General features: G+C 66.0%; 18 protein-coding genes. 7 read left to right on the forward strand and 11 right to left on the reverse strand.

Translation table 11 applies throughout. The features are described from left to right. Positions 1–109: 109 nt before the first annotated feature. The 6 genes from BJ122_RS04395 to BJ122_RS04420 all read right to left on the reverse strand — a co-directional run bounded on the left by BJ122_RS04395 (position 110) and on the right by BJ122_RS04420 (position 4,426). On the reverse strand, positions 110–883 hold the full coding sequence (locus tag BJ122_RS04395; RefSeq protein WP_110779925.1) for a thioesterase family protein: 774 nt from the start codon (positions 881–883) through the stop codon (positions 110–112). A gap of 8 nt (positions 884–891) precedes the next feature. Next, entirely contained in the window at positions 892–1,860 is a 969-nt protein-coding gene (locus tag BJ122_RS04400; protein WP_110779926.1) for an NAD(P)H-dependent flavin oxidoreductase, read from the reverse strand. A 126-nt stretch (positions 1,861–1,986) separates the two neighbouring features. Next, positions 1,987–2,220, reverse strand: coding sequence for a hypothetical protein (locus BJ122_RS19530; protein ID WP_245407606.1), 234 nt, complete (start codon positions 2,218–2,220; stop codon positions 1,987–1,989). A gap of 632 nt (positions 2,221–2,852) precedes the next feature. Then, positions 2,853–3,434, reverse strand: coding sequence for a YqaA family protein (locus tag BJ122_RS04410; protein ID WP_027278561.1), 582 nt, complete (start codon positions 3,432–3,434; stop codon positions 2,853–2,855). A 60-nt stretch (positions 3,435–3,494) separates the two neighbouring features. Continuing rightward, positions 3,495–3,935 carry a phosphoribosyl-ATP diphosphatase gene (gene hisE / locus BJ122_RS04415; protein WP_110779928.1) on the reverse strand — a complete coding sequence of 147 codons (441 nt, stop codon included), beginning with the start codon at positions 3,933–3,935 and terminating at the stop codon, positions 3,495–3,497. A 101-nt stretch (positions 3,936–4,036) separates the two neighbouring features. After that, complete coding sequence (locus tag BJ122_RS04420; RefSeq protein ID WP_110780004.1) at positions 4,037–4,426, reverse strand: hypothetical protein; 390 nt, start codon at positions 4,424–4,426, stop codon at positions 4,037–4,039. A gap of 232 nt (positions 4,427–4,658) precedes the next feature. On the opposite strand from BJ122_RS04420, the gene BJ122_RS04425 reads away from it, so the two are divergent. Continuing rightward, positions 4,659–5,237 (forward strand): hypothetical protein, encoded by a 579-nt coding sequence (locus tag BJ122_RS04425; RefSeq protein WP_110779929.1) that lies wholly within the window; start codon positions 4,659–4,661, stop codon positions 5,235–5,237. Between the two features lie 180 nt (positions 5,238–5,417). Here the strand turns inward: BJ122_RS04425 and BJ122_RS04430 are convergent, their stop codons facing one another. Further along, entirely contained in the window at positions 5,418–6,533 is a 1,116-nt protein-coding gene (locus BJ122_RS04430; RefSeq protein WP_110779930.1) for a beta-ketoacyl-ACP synthase III, read from the reverse strand. A 534-nt stretch (positions 6,534–7,067) separates the two neighbouring features. Here BJ122_RS04430 and BJ122_RS04435 point away from each other — a divergent pair. Further along, positions 7,068–7,526: a hypothetical protein gene (locus BJ122_RS04435; RefSeq protein WP_110779931.1), complete on the forward strand. Its 459-nt coding sequence runs from the start codon at positions 7,068–7,070 to the stop codon at positions 7,524–7,526. A 124-nt stretch (positions 7,527–7,650) separates the two neighbouring features. Next, positions 7,651–8,241, forward strand: a complete 591-nt coding sequence (locus BJ122_RS04440) for an SCO family protein (protein WP_110779932.1) — start codon at positions 7,651–7,653, stop codon at positions 8,239–8,241. Here the strand turns inward: BJ122_RS04440 and BJ122_RS04445 are convergent. Continuing rightward, positions 8,225–9,703 carry a glycosyltransferase gene (locus BJ122_RS04445; RefSeq protein WP_245407607.1) on the reverse strand — a complete coding sequence of 493 codons (1,479 nt, stop codon included), beginning with the start codon at positions 9,701–9,703 and terminating at the stop codon, positions 8,225–8,227. The two genes, BJ122_RS04440 and BJ122_RS04445, sit on opposite strands and share 17 nt — an antisense overlap. A gap of 786 nt (positions 9,704–10,489) precedes the next feature. On the opposite strand from BJ122_RS04445, the gene BJ122_RS04455 reads away from it, so the two are divergent. Together BJ122_RS04455 and BJ122_RS04460 are read left to right on the forward strand one after the other, a co-directional pair. Next, positions 10,490–11,353, forward strand: a complete 864-nt coding sequence (locus tag BJ122_RS04455) for a transporter substrate-binding domain-containing protein (RefSeq protein WP_245407615.1) — start codon at positions 10,490–10,492, stop codon at positions 11,351–11,353. Positions 11,354–11,397: 44 nt separating this feature from the next. Then, the gene (locus BJ122_RS04460; protein ID WP_110780007.1) at positions 11,398–13,038 is read left to right on the forward strand and encodes a lysine--tRNA ligase; all 1,641 of its coding nucleotides are present in this window, start codon (positions 11,398–11,400) and stop codon (positions 13,036–13,038) included. 66 nt (positions 13,039–13,104) lie between these two features. Here the strand turns inward: BJ122_RS04460 and BJ122_RS04465 are convergent, their stop codons facing one another. Next, complete coding sequence (locus BJ122_RS04465) at positions 13,105–14,028, reverse strand: DMT family transporter (protein WP_110779933.1); 924 nt, start codon at positions 14,026–14,028, stop codon at positions 13,105–13,107. Between the two features lie 97 nt (positions 14,029–14,125). Between BJ122_RS04465 and BJ122_RS04470 the strand changes: the two genes are divergently transcribed. Further along, entirely contained in the window at positions 14,126–15,019 is an 894-nt protein-coding gene (locus BJ122_RS04470; protein WP_181418875.1) for a LysR substrate-binding domain-containing protein, read from the forward strand. On the opposite strand, the gene pdeM is transcribed toward BJ122_RS04470, so the two are convergent. Continuing rightward, the gene (gene pdeM, locus BJ122_RS04475; RefSeq protein WP_283808425.1) at positions 14,989–15,684 is read right to left on the reverse strand and encodes a ligase-associated DNA damage response endonuclease PdeM; all 696 of its coding nucleotides are present in this window, start codon (positions 15,682–15,684) and stop codon (positions 14,989–14,991) included. The genes BJ122_RS04470 and pdeM overlap by 31 nt on opposite strands. 119 nt (positions 15,685–15,803) lie before the next feature. Then, on the reverse strand, positions 15,804–18,485 hold the full coding sequence (locus BJ122_RS04480; RefSeq protein WP_110779936.1) for a ligase-associated DNA damage response DEXH box helicase: 2,682 nt from the start codon (positions 18,483–18,485) through the stop codon (positions 15,804–15,806). Between the two features lie 248 nt (positions 18,486–18,733). Here BJ122_RS04480 and BJ122_RS04485 point away from each other — a divergent pair, with 248 nt between their 5' ends. Continuing rightward, positions 18,734–20,089, forward strand: a complete 1,356-nt coding sequence (locus tag BJ122_RS04485) for an outer membrane protein (RefSeq protein WP_110779937.1) — start codon at positions 18,734–18,736, stop codon at positions 20,087–20,089. Positions 20,090–20,100 lie beyond the last annotated feature (11 nt).

Below are 20,100 nucleotides of genomic sequence, written 5' to 3' on the forward strand. Positions count from 1 at the left end.
AGCGCGATGATGCACGGCAGTCGCGATCAGCCATGCGTTATGGTGAATCCGCTTGGTTAAGAAACAACTAAGTATGTGGTTAACGAATAACTAACCGCCGAGCCGGCGGTTAGCGTTTCTCGATCACCAGGCTCTGCACCGCGCGCCCGAAATAACCATGCAGGTCACCGAGCTTGGAGGACGCGATGCCGGCGCCATCGGGACTAATCCACATTTCCGAGTTCAGCAGCACCCACTCGCCGATCGGCGGCCGCGCCAGATTGATGCTGAGATCGGCGTTGATGAAGGTCCATTCCTTGAAATCCAGCACCGCCGAGGTGGCGTTGCTGAAATCGGCCGCCACCGCGGCGCGCATCACCGGCGAGATCGCATGGCCTTCGACGATCGGCCGGTCCATCCGGTACCAGATCGCGCCCGGGCCGAGCGACAGGAAACCGCCATGAACCTCGCGGATCGAAACGCAGGACACGAACGGATTGTTGTCGCCCATGGCGCGCAGCGGCTGGCCTTGCTCCGGCGGCGGCACGTCGATCGGCGGATGCTCGATTTCATCAGGCAGTGTCTGCGCGCCGATCCGCATTTTCAGCACGGTGGCGCTGACCACCACCACGCCTTCAGCGAGCAGCCGCACCGCGCAGAGCTGAATCTTGCGGCCATCGCGGATCACCTCGGTCTCGAATGTGAGCGGCGCCACCGGCACCGGCCGCATCAGATCGATGGTGAGGCGAACGATCTGCATCGGCTGCGCGGTCGGAATCGACTCGGCGATAAACGCCACCAGCGCCGACGGCGGCGAGCCGTGCTGCATGGTGAGATCCCAGGGACCAGCCGCATACGGGCTGGTGGTGATGTGATTTCCGTCAATCCGATAGATCGCCTCCATCGCCGACCTCACAGCGCCGGATCGATGGCAGCATCATATTCGCGCTTCAGCCGCGCGACGAGCTCGGCCACCGGCACGATGCTGGAGACCGAGCCGATGCCCTGGCCGCTGCCCCAGATTTCCTTCCAGGCTTTCGGCTTGGCGCGTTCGCCGCTGTCGTCGGTGCCAAAGCTCATCTTGGAGGGATCGGAGCTGGGCAGATTGTCGGGATCAAGCCCGGCCGCGGCGATCGACGGCTTGAGGTAATTGCCGTGCACGCCGGTGAACAGGTTGGAATAGACGATGTCGTCGGCGCTACAGGTGGTGATCATCTCCTTGTAGCGCTGCACGGCATTGGCTTCGTCGGTGGCGATGAACGCCGAGCCGATATAGGCGAAGTCGGCGCCGAGCACGCGCGCCGCGCGGATCGCCCGGCCATTGGCGATCGCCCCTGACAGCGCGATCGGTCCGTCGAACCAGGCGCGGGTCTCGGCCACGAACGCGAACGGCGACTGCGTGCCGGCATGGCCGCCGGCGCCGGCCGACACCAGGATCAGGCCGTCGGCGCCCTTCTCGACCGCCTTATGCGCGAACTTCTGATTGATCACGTCGTGAAACACGATGCCGCCCCAGCCATGGGCGGCCTGGTTCAAATCCTCGCGCGCGCCGAGCGAGGTGATGATCATCGGCACCTTATGCTTTTCGCAGAGCGCCAGATCCTGTTCGAGCCGGTTGTTGGATTTGTGCACGATCTGATTGACCGCGAACGGCGCTGACGGCCGCTCCGGATGCGCGCGGTCATGGGCGGCGAGTTCTTCCCTGATGCGATGCAGCCACTCGTCGAGCAGCGCGGCCGGGCGCGCATTCAACGCCGGAAACGAGCCGACGATTCCCGCCTTGCACTGCGCGATCACCAGATCGGGGCCCGAGACGATGAACAGCGGAGAACCGATCACAGGCAGCGACAGACGGCCCTTAAACAAGGCAGGCATCGACATTCAGGCATTCCTCCGGCGTGTTCTTGTGTGCTTGGCGCGCGGCCGGACGGCCGCGACAGCCAGCAAAGCAAGAGCGCCGGCGCTGTGCAAGCGCGCGCTGCGCGTAGCTGCGCACGAAAACGTCTGCTAACGGCAGATAGCCCGCGTCACGAAATAATTGGTGTGACAATCGCTTGGCTCGCGCTGCCGGCCAGGGATCAACGCTTTCGCCGAACAGGCTTCGGCGGAATCGGTGGTCAGGCTCTTGCCTTCGCGAAAGCCCTTGCTGCGGCACAGCTGATCGGCGCCAGCCTTGCAATCGGCCGCGCCATCGCTGGCGGTCGGGCATTGCACGCGGCCCGACACCATCGAGGGCACCATGCTGCTGTCGGCAGGCGGGGCTGCCGGCGGGGGGACAGCCGGGACGGCAGGTGCGGCGACCGGCGGGGGGACCGGAGCAGGCGCCGCGGGCGCTGGAGCGGTGACGCGGCCAGCGGGAGCGGGAGCCGGCGCCGGTACAGCGGCACGGCCGGACGGAGCCGGGACGGGGGCCATCGCCGGAGGAGCGGGTTCTGCCGGCTTGGCGGCGGCCGCGGGGTCGGGCGCTGCGGGCGACGGCGTCAGGCTCGGCAGCATCGAAGTGGATTTGTCCCAGATCTTGCCGATCTCATCGATCAGGCCGGGCTTGTCATCCGCGGCCGGAGCGGCGGCGGGCGCAACGGGCGGCGCGCTTGGGACGGCGGGCGCGCCGGGTGGCGCGCTTGGGGCAGCGCTCGCCGGCGGCGGCGTTGCGGCCCGCTGAGCCATAACGGCCGACATCATCGCCGGAGACATCACAAGCGCCATCGCGGCGACGGCGACACGCGCCGGCCCCGCGATCATCCACAAACCAGGAGAATCAGACATCGGCCGCACCGTAATCCCGGTGCGGCGCAGCGAAAAGCAAAAGCGCCGGCGCTGCGACATCACGCAACGGCGCCATGCGCGGGGCGAACGCCTTACCGCCTCAGGTTTTAGAAAGCGCGCAGCGCAATCACAAAGCCCAGCACCAACAGCGCGGTGCCGACCGCCACCCAGAACCCGAGCCGCCGCTCGATCGCCGCGCGGATCGCGGTGCCGTAGCGGTTGAGCAGGATCGCCACGATGAAGAACCGGCCACCGCGCGCAATCAGCGAGAACAGGATGAACAGCCAGATATCGTAGCCGGCAAAGCCCGAGGTGATGGTCACCAGCTTGTAGGGGATCGGCGTCAGCCCCTTGAGCAGGATGATCAGCGCGCCGTATTGGGCATAGCCGGCCCGGAACGCCTCGACCTTGTCGCCATAGCCATAGAGCTGGATCAGCCATTGGCCGACCGAGTCATAGAGCAGCGCACCGATCGCATAGCCGGCGATACCGCCGGCCACCGAGGTCAGCGTACAGAGCACGGCGTAGAACCACGCCCGCTCCGGCCGCGCCAGCGACATCGGGATCAGCATCACGTCCGGGGGGACGGGAAAGAAGGAGCTTTCCGCAAAGGACACGCTGCCCATGATCCAGGTCGCGTAACGCTTGTGGGCGGCGTCGATACACCAGTCGTAGATTCGTCTCAGCATGGGCGCGATCAACCACCCTTAGGCGGTTTTGTCCATGCTTTGCGAACCAACTCCTGACAATCAGCCGCTCTTGCGCACCGACAAAAGCGGCTGCAAAGCGACCACTTGCGCCGGCTTTGGGGCCGGCTCGGCGGCTTCGGCCGCGACAACGGGCCGCTCGAGCCGCGCCTTGAGCCGGTCCTTGGCCCGCTCCTTGGGCAGCTTTTCAGCGATGCCAAGAAGCGCTTCGCGGCGGTCCATCTCGGCCCAGACGTCGTCCGGGCTGACATCGGCCGCGGCCCACAGCACCGCCAGATTGTAGAGCAGATCGGCGCTTTCGCTGATCACCGCATCGCGGTCACCGCCGACCGCGTCGATCGCCACCTCGATCGCCTCTTCGGCCAGCTTCTTGGCCATTTTCGCCGGGCCGCGCTGAAACAGCCGCGCGGTCCGAGAACTCGACGGGTCCAGGTCCCGGGCGGCCAGTACCGCCTGATAGAGCCGTTCAAGCGAATCGGACATGTCGGCACACTAGTCCAGACAGATCGCCAGCGCGTTAACGAATAGAGCGGACGCCGCGAGATCGAGCGGCGTTCTGCCCGTCCGGCGCGCCGGAAACCGCGTCAATAGCCGTAATAGCCCCAGCCCGGCCGGTAGCCATAGGCCGGCGGCGGGCCGCCGTAATAGTAGCCGGGGCCGCCATAATAGCGCCGCTCATAATAATAGTCGCGCCGCTGCTGCGCGGCCGCCATGGCGCCGATCGCGCCGACGATGCCGACAAACGCCGCCGCGGCCGCCGCTCCGCCATCGCCGCGATGCCGGACATAACGGCGCTTCTTGCGGGCGGCGCTGAGGTCGGTGACCGACTGATCGGTGGCAACAGTGGCAACCGGCGCCTTGGGCGCGGCCGGGGCCACTCCCGCAAAGGCCGGCGCCGGACCGATCGACGTCACGCCGACCGCCAGCGCAAGCGCAAGCGCAATTCCGCTTTTGGTGGTGTGGTCGCTGGGCATCATGGCTCTCCGTCGTCTTCGAGCTTCAACCCCCGATGACGATATAGGTTCCCCAAGGTTCCGGTGCCGACCTGGGGAAGCCCCCAGGGTAAGGGGTGACCGTCAACGGGCTGCGTTATGTTGTCGCGATAGCCTGCGCATTGGTTTGATCGCCGATCCTGATCAAAGGTGGCGTTGATCCGAAGCGGCATCGATGATTTGAGGGCAGCCGCAAGACTGCGGAGTGGCCCGAGTGGACCCGACTGAAACTGGATATCACGCCACGCTGCGGCGGCTGTTCGACCTGTTCAAGGTGATGTGCGCCGGGCTGGCGACCGGGCTGATCACGCCCTGGCTGCAACCGCTGCTCGACCGCGTCGACCTGCCGCCCGGCGGCGTCGGCGTGGCGCTGATGGCGCTGCCATTCGCGCTGTTGGTGCAATGGCTGGTGTGGCGCACCGGGCGGCGCTGGTGGACCGCGACGCTCGCCGCGCTGGTCACGATGCTGGCATTCGTCGCCGCGGTGAATGTCGCGATCCTGGTCGATGCTTTGACCTTCGACAGCGGCCGCAACATCCGCAACGCGCTGGCCGGCTTGGCCGGCGGCGGCACCGGCTCGCTGCTGCTGGTGCTGGGCCTGCTGCCGCTGCCGGGCGTGCCGGTGGAGCGCCTCGCCTGGATCGTCACCCCGCTGATCGGCACGCTGGCGGGCGGCCTGCTGGCGGTCGATTTCGCGGTCGGATTTGAGTTCTTCTCTTTCCTCTACCCGGTGTGGCAAGCTGCGGTCGCGGTCAGCCTTGCGACCGGATTGCACCGCCGCAAACCGGGCTAACCTCCGCCATCGAAGACCCTTGCCATCGAAGACCCTTGCCATCGAACAAGGGCCGATCGTGATGGCTCAGCCACCCTGCTCAGAGTCAAAGACGCAGATGGCCGGGACGAAGCCCGGCCATGATAAGCGGAGTGGTTCGAGCCAGCAGCAACGTCGCTCGAAAACGCTAGGCTGGTGCCGTTAGCGCTTGCGCACAAACACCGTGCCGGCCGAGTAACCAGCGCCGAAGCTGCAGATCAGCCCGAGGTCGCCCGCGACGAGATCGTCGCAGCGCTTGTGGAACGCGATGATCGAGCCGGCCGACGAGGTGTTGGCATAGTCATCGAGGATGATGACGTTTTCCTCAGGGGTCGGATCGCGGCCGAGCACGCGGCGGCCGATGATCTCGTTCATGTTGATGTTGGCCTGATGCAGCCACATGCGCTTGAGCGTCGGCAGTTCAATGCCGATCTCGGCGGCATGATCGTTGATCATCTCCGACACCAGCGGCACCACTTCCTTGAACACCTTGCGGCCCTGCTGCACGAACAATTTGTCCGGCAGATCGCGGCCTTCCGGCCAGGCGCGATTCAGGAAGCCGGCATTGTTGCGGATGTTGTTGGAGAACTGCGTGCGCAGCCGTGTGCCAAGCACATCCCAGCCGCCTTCCGCCTGGTCGGCGCGTTCCACGATCACCGCGGTCGCGACATCGCCGAAGATGAAGTGGCTGTCGCGATCGCGGAAATTGAGGTGGCCCGAGCAGATTTCCGGATTGACCATCAGCACCGCGTCGGCCGTGCCGGTGGCGATGTAGTCCACCGCGGTCTTGAGGCCGAAGGTCGCCGACGAGCAGGCCACGTTCATGTCGAACGCAAAGCCCGGCAGCCCGAGCGCCGCCTGCACTTCGATCGCCATCGCCGGATAGGAGCGCTGCATGTTCGAGGCGGCGCACAACACCGCGCCGATCCGTTCGCGCGGCTTGCCCCAGCGCTCCAGCGCCTGTTCGGCCGCCTTGACCGCAATTTCCGCCAGCAGCGACAATTCTTCGTTGGAGCGCTCCGGAATGACCGGCCGCATCACTTCCGGATCGAGAATGCCGGACTTCTGCATCACATAGCGCGACTTGATGCCCGAGGCCTTTTCGATGAAGGCCGACGACGACGGCAGCAGCGCCGCAATCTTGCCCTCGGCGATCGCCGCCTCGTTCTCCGCATTGAAGCGCTCGACATAGGTGTTGAAGCACTCGACCAGTTCGTCGTTGCTGATGCTCTCGGGCGGGGTAAAAAGGCCAGTCGCGGCGATGACGGCAGGACGCACGGAAAACTCCGGATGACAATCGTTTGAGGTTGGAAGACGGCCAGGGACAGCAAGGGGGCCGTGCCTGCGGTCATCCGACGCCGATTTCGGCAGAGGTGCCTTGACATCAGACAAATGCAGGCCGTGACCCGCGGCACGTCGCACCGCGCGTTGCCCCTGTCAATGGCTTGCCGGCGTCAAATAGTGGGGCGCGGCAAGCGGTCTCGATCTCGGCCTGCGACGCGCCCGACTATAGTCGAACCGGCTCAACCGGCGATTTTCCGCGCCGCGCACGCACCGCCTTCGCCGATGTTGCGCTGCATGATCGCCGCGCCCGCCCCGCGCAGTGCCCGCCGCTGGTTGTTTCAGTTTGGGAAACATCCCCAAAGGCGCGCATCAAGGGTGCATCTTGCGTGCAACACTCGGTTTATTTGGCACCCGAACGTTCGTGGTGATCTGGACAAGGCACCTGGTTTCGAATGACCTTTCCCGAGGTTCGGGATCACGGCTGGCGCTGCTCAAGCGCGAGCCGACGGGGTTGGACTGAGGCAGATCATGAAGTTCGCGACCGGATTGCTGGCGGCCGTGCTGGTTTTGGCAGGCATCGAGACGAGCCAGGCGCTGGTGCGGATCACCGAAGACCGCGGCGGACGGATCGGCACCTATGTCGATAAATATCAGGGGCTGCGGCAATCCGGCGAAACGGTGATGATCGACGGGCTGTGCGCGTCGGCCTGCACCATCGTGCTCGGCGCCGTTCCGCACGACAAAATCTGCGTGACGCCGCGCGCCAATCTCGGCTTCCATGCCGCGTGGGACCTCGGCGTCAATGGCCGCGCGGTCACCAACCGCGAAGCCACCGATATGCTGTATTCGATGTATCCCTCGCAGGTTCAGCGCTGGATCGCCCAGCGCGGCGGGCTGACGCCGCGCATGATCTTCCTGCGCGGCAAGCAGCTGATGAACATGTACAAGCCGTGCTATCTCGACGCACGGGCCAGCACCTCGCGCTGAGCCGCCCCGATCGGCGCGTGCAGCGCTTGCCGGTCGCCAGTTCGCCGCCTATCTGGAGAAGCAAGCCGTGTCCGAACTTTCGTGATACGATTGTGTGCGTGACATGAGGCGGGAGGATCGCGCCATGGCCGCCGACAACAGACGCCCTCTCATCATCTTCGCGGCTTTTGCCATCAGTCTGGCGATTGGCCTGTTTGCGCTGTTTGCGCTCGGCGGACTGCGCAATGTCACGCCGTCGGCGACGATCGGCGGTCCGTTCCAGCTCAGCGATCAGAACGGCCAGCGCGTCAGCGATCAGAATCTCAAAGGCAAGCCGACCCTGATTTTCTTCGGCTTCACGCATTGTCCGGACATTTGCCCGACTGCGCTGTTCGAGATGACCGAGCTGTTGCGCGCCATGGGACCTGATGGCGACCGCATCAACGTCTATTTCGTGTCGGTCGATCCGGAACGCGACACCGCGGCGACGCTGAAAGAATATCTGTCGAGCTTCGATGAGCGCATCAAAGGGCTGAGCGGCGATCCGGCCGCGATCGCCGCCATGATGACCAGTTACCGGGTCTATGCCCGCAAGGTGCCGCTCAAAGACGGCGACTACACCATGGACCACACCGCGCTGGTCTATCTGATGGACCGCAACGGCCGCTTCGTGGCGCCGTTCGATATCAAGCGCAAACCGGACGTGGCCGCGGCTGATCTCAAGCGCTATCTGTGAGCGCGCGCACCGCCATCAGCTTGGCTGATGACGCACCCTTGCCGGCTGTCACCACGGCCTCGCGCCGCGCGAGACCATGCTCGGTCTTCTCCCAATGATGCGGCATCAGCACGAACTGGCCGAGCGCGCGCCACGCCGCGATCGACAGGCATAGCCAGTAACCAGGCATCAGCAGCAGCCACCAGCCCTGCCAGGCGCGGCCGCGCCGCGACAGGCCGATCAGCGCCACCGCGGCGCTGCCGCCATAGCTCGCGGCAATGGTCAGGGCATAGACCAGGGTCATCGGCCCGATCACACTGGCCAGCGTTTCGCCGTGATACAGCCGCACGAGCGCATAGCCGAAATCAGTGAGCAGCAGCGGATGCAACAGCGCGGTGAGGATCGCGCCGCCGACCACGAAATTGAGTGTCAGCATGCCGCGCCAGCCCGCCTCGCGCCACAGCGTCCGCGGATCGCGCATATGCACGCCCCAGGTCTGCATCCAGCCTTTCATCCAGCGCGAGCGCTGCCGCAACCAGGCGCCGAACCGGAGCGGCGCTTCTTCATAGGTCACCGAGTCGAAGCTGATCGCGCGATAGCCGAAGCGGGCGAGACGAAAGCCGAGATCGGCATCCTCGGTGACGTTGAACGGGTCCCAGCCACCGACCTCGCGCAGCACCGCCGTGCGGAAGTGATTGGAGGAGCCGCCGAGCGGCAAAGGCAGCGCAAAGCGGCTCATGCCGGGCAGCACCGCGTCGAACTGGCCGGCATATTCGGCCGTAAACAGCCGCGACAGCCAGCTATGGCTGAGATTGTCGATGCACAGGCTGGCCTGCACGCAGGCCACTGCCGGCCCGCCATCGGCAAAAGCACCGAGCGCGGCGCGCAACTGCCCAGGATCAGGACGGTCCTCGGCATCGAACACCGCGACATAGGTGCCGCGCACAAACGGCAGCGCGCAGTTCAGCGCCTTCGGTTTGGTACGCGGTCCTGACCCAGGCGCGACCAGCGTCAACAGATGCGGGCGCGGCGCGAGCCTGGCGATCGCCGCTAGCGTTTCAGTATCATCGGGCTCGACCACCAGGATCACGTCGAGCTGTTCGCGCGGATAATCGAGCGCCTCGATGGCGCGTAGCAGCGGCGCGACTGAACTCGCCTCGCGGTACAGCGCGACCACCACAGTATAGATCGGCCAATCGCGCGGCGCCGCTTGCAGCGCCGGCGCCGGCGCCGGCGGCGTCACCAACGCCGCCACCAGACGAAAGCCGACAAAGCTGAGAAACAGCAGCAGCGACAGCGCGCTGCCGACCGGATTGGCAAACAACAGCGGCAGCAACATCACCAGCGCCGCCCCGAGCGCGCGCTGCAGCAGCGCCAGCGCCGGGTGGCGACCTTGCCTCGGCGCCGCCGACAGTTTTGGAAAGCGGCGCTGCAGGCCGAACACCGCGAGGTCGGCGAGCGGCGCCGCGCCATGACGCAGCATGAACTGCCGCAGCGAGGCCGTGCTGGCGACGCGCAGCCGGGCAATGGTCGAAGGGTAGCTTGCGGTCAGACGGCAGATGGTGCGCGCCGCCAGACGGCGCGGCGCCACCGTCCAGAGCAGTTCGCCGTTCCGGCGCAGCGGCAGCAAGCCCGACGCCGCCGCCAGTGGCAGTTGATCATCGCGCAGCGGCGTATCGGCGCGCGCCGGATGCGCGAACGGTTCTTCGGCGATCCCCAGATGCGCGGACAGTCGGTGCAGATAGGCGCGCTCGTCGATCGCGCCCCAGCGGATCAGCACCTGGTCGGCGCCGATGCCGAGCTGCTCGGCGCGGCGCTGCGCCGCGTGCAACAGCGGCGACGGCAATACCGCGCGCAGGCAGTGCAGCTCGGGCGCCAGACCTGCGAACCGCTCGCATCGCCTAATGTCGCTGTGGTCGGCTTGGTACCGCCCAACTTCACAGCGCTCGTTTTCATGGCGCTCGTTTTCATGGCGCTCGTTTTCACGGCGCCCGTTTTCATGGCGCCCGTTTTCATGGCGCTCGACATCACACCGCACGGCCACAACCGGAGCGCCGCCCGATTGGTGGCCACCAACAGCCCCCCACGCCATCCGCTACGCTACCCCAACGCAAACGACGCTCGCCTACGGCATCGGATGGGCTATAAGTCCCAGCCGACCCGGACCCCCGATCATGCAACCATCGATCGCGCCACACTTCAACGGAAGATTGTTTTGACGCCCGCCACAACCATATCCCGCTGGCTCGCGGCTTTGGCGGTCGGCGTCATGCTGAGCGCCGCGCCCAGCGCGCCGTCGCTCGCGCAAAACGCGCCGGCCACGCCGCCCGCGGCGCAGCCTGCAACGCCCCCGGTGGTGCAGCCGGGACCGCAGGCAGTGCCCGGCTTCTGGGACCCGCGCCGCCGCCCCGAGCGGCCGGACCTCGCCAAGGTCACGGTGATCCGCTTTCTGACCGAGACCGATTATCCGCCGTTCAATTTCACCGGCCCCGACGGCAACCCGGCTGGGTTCAACGTCGAACTCGCCCGCATGCTGTGCGAGGAGATCAAGGCGACCTGCACCGTGCAGATGCGCCGCTTCGAAACGCTGCTCGACGCCATCGCCAGCAATCGCGGCGACGCCATCATCGCCTCGCTGGCGGTGACGGCGCAGACCCGGGCCCGGCTCGATTTCACCGATCCCTATTACCGGGCGCCGGCGCGCTTTGCCTCGCGCAAGGACGGCGTGCTGATCGAGATGCGGCCGGAACTGCTGGAAGGCAAGAAAGTCGGCGCGATCGCCGGCTCCTCGCACGAGGCTTATCTGAAAGCGCTGTTCACCGACGCCGAATTGCGCCCCTATGCCAATGACGACGCGCTGCGCGCCGCCTTGCGCCGCGGCGAGGTCGATTTCATTTTCGGCGACGCGATTTCGCTGGCGTTCTGGATCAACGGCACCGATTCAGAAAATTGCTGCGCTTTCTCGGGCGGTCCGTTTATCGAAAGCCGTTATTTCGGCGAGGGCATCGGCATCGGCGTCCGCAAGGGCAATGATGTTTTGCGGCAAGCGCTGAATTGGGGCCTGTTCCGGCTTTGGGAAAAAGGCCGCTTCACCGATCTCTGGCTAAAATATTTTTCGGTCAGCCCGTTCTGAATGCTCGCGCCCTGCGGCGCGGCTCTTGCGATCTGGAGTAAATGATGTCCACCACCGACCTTGTCCCTTCCCCGAGTGATCTGCGCGCGATCGCCGAGCAGTCCAATGCTTGGCCGTTCGAGCAGGCGCGGGCGCTGGTGGCGCGGCTGAAGAAGGCGCCGAAAGACGAGGTGCTGTTCGAGACCGGCTACGGCCCGTCCGGCCTGCCGCATATCGGCACGTTCGGCGAAGTGGCCCGCACCACCATGGTGCGCTACGCGTTCCGCGTGCTGACCGAGGACAAGATCAAGACCAAGCTCTTGGCGTTTTCCGACGACATGGACGGGCTGCGCAAGGTGCCGGACAATGTGCCGAACCAGGAACTCTTGGCACAGCATCTCGGCAAGTCGCTGACCAGCGTGCCCGACCCGTTCGGCACCCATCCCTCGTTCGGCGCGCATAACAACGCGCGGCTGCGCAGCTTCCTCGACACGTTCGGCTTCGACTACGAATTCGCCAGCGCCACCGACTACTACAAGTCCGGCCGGTTCGATGCCACGCTGCTCAAGGTGCTGGAACGGCTCGATAAGGTGATGGCGATCATGCTGCCGAGCCTGCGCGAGGAGCGCGCCGCCAGCTACTCGCCGTTCCTGCCGATCTGCCCGCGCACCGGCATTGTGCTGCAGGTGCCGATCGTGGCGCATGACGTCAAGGCCGGCACCATCTCCTATGACGACCCGGAAACCGGCGAGCGCGTCACGGTGCCGGTCACCGGCGGTCACTGCAAACTGCAATGGAAGCCGGACTGGGCGATGCGCTGGACCGCGCTCGGCGTCGATTACGAGATGGCCGGCAAGGACCTGATCGACTCGGTGAAACTGTCGGGCAAGATCGCCCAAGCGCTCGGCGGCAAGCCGCCGGAGGGCTTCAACTACGAGCTGTTCCTCGACGACAAGGGCCAGAAGATTTCCAAGTCGAAGGGCAATGGCCTGACCATCGACGAATGGCTGCGCTATGCCTCGCCGGAATCGCTGGCGCTGTTCATGTATCGCGAGCCGAAGGCCGCCAAGCGGCTGTATTTCGACGTGATCCCGCGCAATGTCGACGATTACCAGCAGTTCCTGGACGGCTTCTCGCGTCAGGACGCCAAGCAGCAGCTCAGCAATCCGGTCTGGCACATCCATTCCGGCAAGCCGCCGCAGGGCGATATGCCGGTCACGTTCCAGCTGCTCTTGACGCTGGTGTCGTCATCCAATGCCGAAAACGCCGAAACGCTGTGGGGCTTCATCGGCCGCTATCGCCCGGGCGTGACGCCGCAGACCCACCCCAAGCTCGACGCCATGGTCGGCTACGCCATCAATTACTATCGCGACTTCGTGGCGCCGACCAAAGTGTTCCGCGATCCGACCGACGCCGAGCGCGCCGCGCTGCAGGATCTGCGCGATGCGCTGTCCAATTTGCCGGCCGACGCCACCGCCGAGGCGATCCAGGACGTGGTCTATGAGATCGGCCGCCGCGAGCCGTTCCTCGATCACAAGAAGGCGGCCAAGGACGGCAAGCCGGGCGTGTCGCTGGAATGGTTCAACATGCTGTACCAGGTGCTGCTCGGCCAGGAGAAGGGCCCGCGCTTCGGCTCATTCGTGGCGGTGTACGGCGTCGCCAACGCGGTGTCGATGATCGACGGCGCGCTGGCGCGTAGCGCTTAGCCGGCACTCCGCAGCATTGCCGCGCTGATCGGCTGAACAAGCCGATCAATCGCGCCCGGCGCGGCCTCAGCTTGCGCCGGGTGCCGACTGACGCGCCGGCCGCGTCACCAGATAGATGCCGATCGCCACCGGGATCACGCCGAGCAGATCGCGGCTGTCGATCGCCTCGCCCAGCACCATCCAGGCAAACAGCATCGCCAGCGGCGGCATCACAAAATGCCAGGCGCTGGCGGCGGTGGCGCCATAGAGCTTCAGCAGCCGGAACCAGAGCCAGTAAGCCAGGATCGATCCGCCGAGCACCAGAAAAGCGAAGGCGGCGGCGAGCGGCCAGCTCGGCGTGACGTCGCGCACGCTCGACAGCGAGAAGGCCAGCGGCGCCATGGCGACACCCGCGGCCAGATTCTGCACGCCATTGCCGATCCACAGGCTGCCCTGCGGCGACAGCCGCTTGAACAGGATGGTGCCGGCGACCAGCGACGCCAGCGAGGCCAGCGTGAACAGCACGCCCTGCCAGCCTTCGATGCCGAGCGTCAACCGATGCCAGACGATGAAGGTGACGCCGATCACACCGAGCGCGAGCCCGGCGATCTTGCGCCAAGTCAGCGGCTCATTGAGCAGCAGCGCCGCCAGCACCGCGGTCACCACCGGATTGGCGCTGATGACGAGGCCGCTCAGCCCCGCCGACACGGTGAGCATGCCGGTGTAGGAAAAGCCGAGATAGAGCGCATTGTTGGCAAGCCCCAGCAGCGCGCACACCGCGATATCGCGCCAGCGCAGCGGCCCGTGTTCGCCGAACAGCCGGGCGAGGCCAAGGATCAGCACGCCGGCCAGCAAGAACCGCGCGGTCAGCAACAGCAGCGGCGGGCAATCGGCAACGCCGACCTTGCCGGCGACAAAGGCAAAACTCCACAGCATGCAGAACAGCACGATCTGCAGCGGCCGCGCCAATCCGGCGCGCGAGGTGACGGCAACAAGAGAGGCGATCGGCATGCGGCAAGCTCCTGGCCTGCTGGTGTAGGGCGCCCGCTTCTCATTGGGAAATTAAATGATAGAATGCTGATCAGTGATTTTATGAATGGCGATCACCATGCTCGATCTCGATCTGCTGCGCAGCTTCGTTGCGGTGATTGATGCCGGCGGCTTTACCCGCGCCGCGGAACGGGTGCATCGCACGCAATCGACGGTGAGCCAGCAGGTGCGGCGGCTGGAGGACGATCTGGGCCAGCTATTGCTGGATCGCTCCGGCAAGGATGTGATCCCGACCGAGGCCGGCGAGCGGCTGCTGAGCTATTCGCGCCGACTGCTGTCACTGGCCGAGGAAGCGCGCGACGTGGTGGCACGGCCGAGCGGCGATGGCGCGGTGCGGCTGGGTCTCACCGAGGATTTCGCCGCGCACCGGCTGACCCGATTACTCGGCAGTTTTGCGCGCTCGCGGCCGGGACTGCGGCTCGACGTGCGTGCCGGCCAGAGCCTCGATCTGCATCGCGATCTCGAGCGCGGCGACCTTGATCTCGCGCTCCTGAAGCGCGACAGCGGCCGCGGCCCGGCGGTCGCGGTGTGGCCGGAGCGGGTCTATTGGGTGAACAGCAAGCATCACCCGTGCGATCTGAAAGCGGACTCGGTGCCGCTGATCTTCTTCCCGAGCGGCTGCGTCTATCGCGCCCGCGCCATCCATGCCATCGAGGCTTCGGGGCGGCGCTGGCATCTCGCTTACACCAGTTCGAGCCTCGCTGGCATTCAGGCCGCGGTCGCGGCCGGGCTTGGGCTGTCGATCCTGTCGGAAATCTCGATCCAGGCCGAACATCGCAAGCTGACCGCGCGCGACGGCTTTCCGGCGATCGAGCGCACCGAACTGGCGCTGATTGCCGCGCCCAACGCCAGCCCGGCCACGCTGCGGCTCGCCGAACGGCTTGCGGAATTCTGCGACAAGGTGCTGGCCGGCAGCCTGGATCAGCAGCAGCGCGCCGCGGCCACCGTGTAAAGCTGGCGATCGCCGAGCACATGCGCGTGGAAGCCGGGTGCGCCGAACACCCGCAGGAACGCGGCGTCACGAATGCTCAGGCCGCCGGTATAGGCACCGAATGACGGCATCACCAGCCGCTCGCCATCGCTGGCAAAGCAGCGCCGCTCGATCGCGCGGCCGCGCGCCGCGATCCGCGCCTTGGGATGGAGATGACCGGCGATTTCACCATGCGCGCCGGTCGGCTCATGGCGGAAGTTAATCGCGCCGATCGCCAGTGCACTCGCCACCGTGCCACCGAGCGCACAGGGCAGTTCCGGATCGTGATTGCCGACGATCCAGATCCAGTCGCGCCGCGCTTGCAGCGCCGCGAGGTGATCGCGATTGGCCGCCGATAGCCGATCATGCGCCTCACCATCATGAAAACTGTCGCCGAGCGCGATCACCGCTCTCGGATCAAAGCGCGCGATCACCGCGCCGAGCTGGCCGAGCGTCGCCAGGGTATCGTAAGGCGGCAGCAGCACGCCGCGGGTGGCAAAGCTCGAACCTTTTTCCAGATGCAGGTCGGCGACCACCAACAGCCGCTGGTCCGGCCAATACAGCGCGCCGGCGAGATCGGCGATCATGCTGACGCCGGCAATGGTGACGACGTGCTGCCCTTCCCCTTGCGGAGTGGCGTCTGCGATCTGGGTGCTAGCAGCTTGGCTTCTCAATTGACGACGAGCCTTCAACGACGAGCCTTTAACGACGTGCCTTTGGCACCCCCCACCCCGACGCTCCCCCGCAAGGGGGGAGGGAGAAGAAACTACCCCATCGCCGTGCGCACCAGTTCCTCGGCGGCCTCGGCGAGCAGATCGTCGGACGCCTCGCCGTACACCGCCTCGCGGCCGATTTCCAGCAGCACCGGCACCGCCAGCGGCGAGACCCGCTGCAGCGATTTATAGGCGATTCGGCCGCTGATCCGGCTGAGCATATCGCCAAGCCGGCGCAGATCGAGCAGCCCGGTGGCGGCATCGGCGCGCGCGGCGCGCAGCAACACATGGTCGGGCTGGTGCTTGCGCAGCACGTCATAGACGAGGTCGGTGGAGAACAGCACCTGGCGCCGGCTTTTCTCGGCGCCGACAAAGCGGCGCGGAATCAGCCCGGAAATCACCGCGCAGGTCTTAAACGTGCGCTTCATCAGCGCCGATTCCGCCAGCCAAGCTTCGAGATCATCGCCGAGCATGTCGGGCTCGAACAGCGCATCGAGATCAAGCCGGCCCTGCCGGATCAGCGCCGACAGATCGCCGAGCCCCCACACCGCCAGCGCGTATTCATTGGCGACAAAGCCAAGCGGCCGTGCCCTGGCGCGTTCCAGCCGCCGCGTCAGCAGCATGCCGAGCGTCTGATGCGCGAGCCGGCCCTCGAACGGGTAGCACACCAGATAGTGCTTGCCGGCATGGGGAAAGCTCTCGACCAGCAATTGCCGCGAACCCGGCACCACCGACAATTCGGCCTGTAGGCTGAGCCAATCGCGCACCTGATCGGGCAGCGAAGCCCAGGCACGGCGATCATCGAGCAGCCGCCGCACCCGATCGGCGAGATAGGTCGACAGCGGGAACTTGCCGCCCATATAGGACGGCACCCGCGCATCCTGATCATGAGCGCGCGAGACATAGACCTGATCCTCGGCCATCGCCTCGTAGCGCACCACTTCGCCGCCGAACACGAAAGTGTCGCCCGGCACCATCGACTCGATGAATCCCTCTTCGACTTCGCCGAGCAGCCGGCCGCCGCGGCCGATCGCCCCGGTGGCGCCGCTGCCGGCGCTGCGCGAGCGCACCAGCCGCACTTTCAGCATGGTGTCTTCGACGATGGTGCCGACATTGAGCCGGTAGCTCTGCCGCACTTTGGGATTGGCGACCCGCCAGCGGCCCTGCTGATCCTGCTTGATGCGCGCAAAGCGCTCATAGCTTTGCAGCGCGTAGCCGCCGGTGGCGACGAACGCCACCACGTCGTCGAAATCACGGCGCGGCAGATCGGCGTAAGGCGCGGCGCTGATCACTTCCTCAAACAGCTGATCGGCGACAAACGGCGCAGCGCAAGCGCAGCCGAGCACATGCTGCGCCAGCACGTCGAGCGCGCCGCGCCGCAGCGGTGGGGTATCCTGGGCATTTTGGGCGACCGCCTCGATCGCGACCCGGCATTCCAGCACTTCAAAGCGATTGGCCGGCACCAGCACCGCGCGCGACGGCTCATCGAGGCGATGATTGGCGCGGCCGATGCGCTGCATCAGCCGCGAGGCGCCTTTCGGCGCGCCGACATTGATCACCAGATCGACGTCGCCCCAATCGACGCCGAGATCGAGCGACGAGGTGCAGACCACGGCGCGCAAGCGGCCGGCAGTCATGGCATCCTCAACCTTGCGGCGCTGCGCGACATCGAGCGAGCCGTGATGCAGCGCGATCGGCAGATTGTCGTCGTTGATGCGCCACAGCTCCTGAAACAGCATCTCGGCCTGGCTGCGGGTGTTGACGAACACCAGCGTGGTGGTGTGCCGGTTGATCAGCTCATAGATCTCGCCAAGCGCATGGCGCGCCGAATGGCCAGCCCAGGGCAGCCGCTCGCGGCTGTCGAGCATGGTCACGATCGGCTGCGCCGCGCCGCCCGCCATCACGATATCGGCTCGTTGTTCGCCCTCGCCGCTGACGGGAGCGGGTGAGTGATGCTGCGGCAACAGAAAACGCGCCAATTGCTCCGGTTCGGCCACCGTGGCCGACAGCCCGACCATGCGCAGCTGCGGCGCCAGCCGCCACAGCCGCGCCAGCCCGAGCGACAGCAGATCGCCGCGCTTGGAGGTGACGAGCGCGTGCAATTCGTCCAGCACCACGCGGCGCAGCGTGCCGAACAGATGCGGCGCGTCATCGGAAGCCAGCAGCAGCGCCAATTGCTCCGGCGTGGTCAGCAGAATCTGCGGCGGATAACGCCGCTGCCGCTGCCGGCGCGACACCGGGGTATCGCCGGTGCGGGTCTCGACCCGGATCGGCAGCGCCATCTGCGCGATCGGCGTTTCGAGATTGCGGGCGATATCGACCGCCAGCGCTTTCAGCGGCGAGATGTACAGGGTGTGCAGACCACCGCTATGCGGGGCCGCCTGCCCTTCTCCCCGCGTGCGGGGAGAAGGGGGCGCCTCGGTGGCAAGCTCGGCCGCTATTTCATCAGCCCCCTCACCCGACTTGCCGGCTGCGCCAGCAAGTCGACCTCTCCCCGCAAGCGGGGAGAGGTGCAAAGGAAGCGGTGACGACAATTCCACCAGAGTCGGCAGAAACCCGGCCAGGGTCTTGCCGGCGCCGGTCGGGGCGATCAACAGCGCCGAGCGTTGCTGCCGGGCCTGGTCCAACAGCGCGAGCTGATGCGGGCGCGGCGCCCAGCCGCGCGCCGCAAACCACTGCCGGAACCGCTCTGGCAGCAACTCCTCCACAGAACAGGGCTGGTCGATGGCATTCACCCGATCAACGCTAGAGATTCGCCGCCGTGCGGTCGAGCACTCGTACCATTACGGGCACGTCGCGGGCGGCAGTCGGACAATGCCCCGCAGCGGTATGGAAACGCCGCTTTCACGGAACCGGGCGCGGCAGAATCAGGTTGTTTACCAGTTGGTTACGACAGATTTCCGCCCGGTGTGGCAGCCCGGGCACAGACAGTTGCAGTGCCCTGCCGTAATCTGCGCCGACATTTTCATTGGGGGTTCTTGCCATGAAACGAATTCTTGCCGGCGTCGCGCTCGTCGGAACTGCCGTCAGCGCCCAAGCCGCCGATCTCGCGACCAAGGCCCCCTATCTGAAGGCGCCGGTGGTGGCTGCCTATGACTGGACCGGCTTCTATCTCGGCGTAAACGCCGGCGTCGGCATGAGCCGCTCGCTGACCTCGCACAATTATCCCGCTGACGGCACGATCAACAGCACCTATCTGCAGTCGGAAGGCGCGTTCGGCGGCGGCCAGATCGGCTACAATTGGCAGACCAACGCCTTCTCGCTGTTCGGCCCGGTGCTGTTCGGTATCGAAGCCGACATCCAGGGCAGCGGCGCCAACAACGGCGACGCCACGCTGAGCAGCGGCGCGGGCTTGGTTGGCTACAATCAGAAGCTCGACTGGTTCGGCACCGTGCGCGGCCGCGTCGGCTTGGTGCGTGGTCCGTTCGTGAGCTACTTCACCGGCGGTTTCGCGGCCGGCGACGTCAAGACCTCGGTCACCGGCACCATTCCTGGCGGCTATTCGTTCAATCGCACCCAGACCGGCTGGACCATCGGCAGCGGCCTTGAAGCGGCGCTCGGCGGCAACTGGACCGGCAAGATCGAGTATCTCTATCTCGACCTCGGCAACAAGAACGACTTCATCGGCAACGAGGCGCTGCGCACCGAAACCCGCGAGCACCTGTTCCGCGTGGGCGTGAACTATCGCTTCGGCGGCAATGGCCTGTACGCCCCGGTGCCGGCGGCGAACTGGGCTGGCTTCTATCTCGGTGGCAATTTCGGCGGCGCCACCGGCCGCGATCGCACCACCGCCTCCCTTGGCGGCGCCACTGACAGCTTCACCCTGTCGCCGGACGGCTTCATCGGCGGCGGTCAGATCGGTTACAATTGGCAGGCGGCGAACTGGGTGTTCGGTCTGGAAACCGACTTCCAGGGCTCGACCCAGCGTGACAACCGCACTTCGGTGCTCGGCTCGAACGTGTTCTACGACGCCAAGCTGCCCTGGTTCGGCACCGTGCGTGGCCGCGTCGGCTACTCGGTCGGCTCCACCCTGTTCTACGCGACCGGCGGTTATGCTTATGGCAGCGTGAAGACCAACATCGTCACCGCCACCACCAACGAGACCTTCACCAAGACCAAGAGCGGCTGGACCGCGGGCGCGGGCATCGAAGCCCCGTTCACTTTGCTCGGCCTGCTGGGCCCGAACTGGACCTCGAAGACTGAGTATCTCTATGTCGATCTCGACTCGACCACCGATCTGTTTGCCGGCACTGGCGTGAACACCACCAAGGCCACCGAGCATGTGTTCCGCACCGGCATCAACTATCACTTCAATTCGCCGGTGATCGCCAAGTACTGAGCGAGCACGCC

Source organism: Rhodopseudomonas faecalis, assembly GCF_003217325.1.
Classification (GTDB): domain Bacteria; phylum Pseudomonadota; class Alphaproteobacteria; order Rhizobiales; family Xanthobacteraceae; genus Rhodopseudomonas; species Rhodopseudomonas faecalis.

Bases quoted from the DNA above. Each gene is read 5' to 3' on its own strand.
- BJ122_RS04440 (WP_110779932.1), top strand. From the start codon at position 7,651: ATGGCCGCCGACAACAGACGCCCTCTCATCATCTTCGCGGCTTTTGCC.
- BJ122_RS04435 (WP_110779931.1), top strand. From the start codon at position 7,068: ATGAAGTTCGCGACCGGATTGCTGGCGGCCGTGCTGGTTTTGGCAGGC.
- BJ122_RS04455 (WP_245407615.1), top strand. From the start codon at position 10,490: ATGCTGAGCGCCGCGCCCAGCGCGCCGTCGCTCGCGCAAAACGCGCCG.
- BJ122_RS04400 (WP_110779926.1), bottom strand. From the start codon at position 1,860: ATGTCGATGCCTGCCTTGTTTAAGGGCCGTCTGTCGCTGCCTGTGATC.
- BJ122_RS04470 (WP_181418875.1), top strand. From the start codon at position 14,126: ATGCTCGATCTCGATCTGCTGCGCAGCTTCGTTGCGGTGATTGATGCC.
- BJ122_RS04445 (WP_245407607.1), bottom strand. From the start codon at position 9,703: ATGCTGCGTCATGGCGCGGCGCCGCTCGCCGACCTCGCGGTGTTCGGC.
- BJ122_RS04485 (WP_110779937.1), top strand. From the start codon at position 18,734: ATGAAACGAATTCTTGCCGGCGTCGCGCTCGTCGGAACTGCCGTCAGC.
- BJ122_RS04465 (WP_110779933.1), bottom strand. From the start codon at position 14,028: ATGCCGATCGCCTCTCTTGTTGCCGTCACCTCGCGCGCCGGATTGGCG.
- BJ122_RS04395 (WP_110779925.1), bottom strand. From the start codon at position 883: ATGGAGGCGATCTATCGGATTGACGGAAATCACATCACCACCAGCCCG.
- BJ122_RS19530 (WP_245407606.1), bottom strand. From the start codon at position 2,220: ATGGTGCCCTCGATGGTGTCGGGCCGCGTGCAATGCCCGACCGCCAGC.
- BJ122_RS04420 (WP_110780004.1), bottom strand. From the start codon at position 4,426: ATGCCCAGCGACCACACCACCAAAAGCGGAATTGCGCTTGCGCTTGCG.
- hisE (WP_110779928.1), bottom strand. From the start codon at position 3,935: ATGTCCGATTCGCTTGAACGGCTCTATCAGGCGGTACTGGCCGCCCGG.
- BJ122_RS04460 (WP_110780007.1), top strand. From the start codon at position 11,398: ATGTCCACCACCGACCTTGTCCCTTCCCCGAGTGATCTGCGCGCGATC.
- BJ122_RS04410 (WP_027278561.1), bottom strand. From the start codon at position 3,434: ATGCTGAGACGAATCTACGACTGGTGTATCGACGCCGCCCACAAGCGT.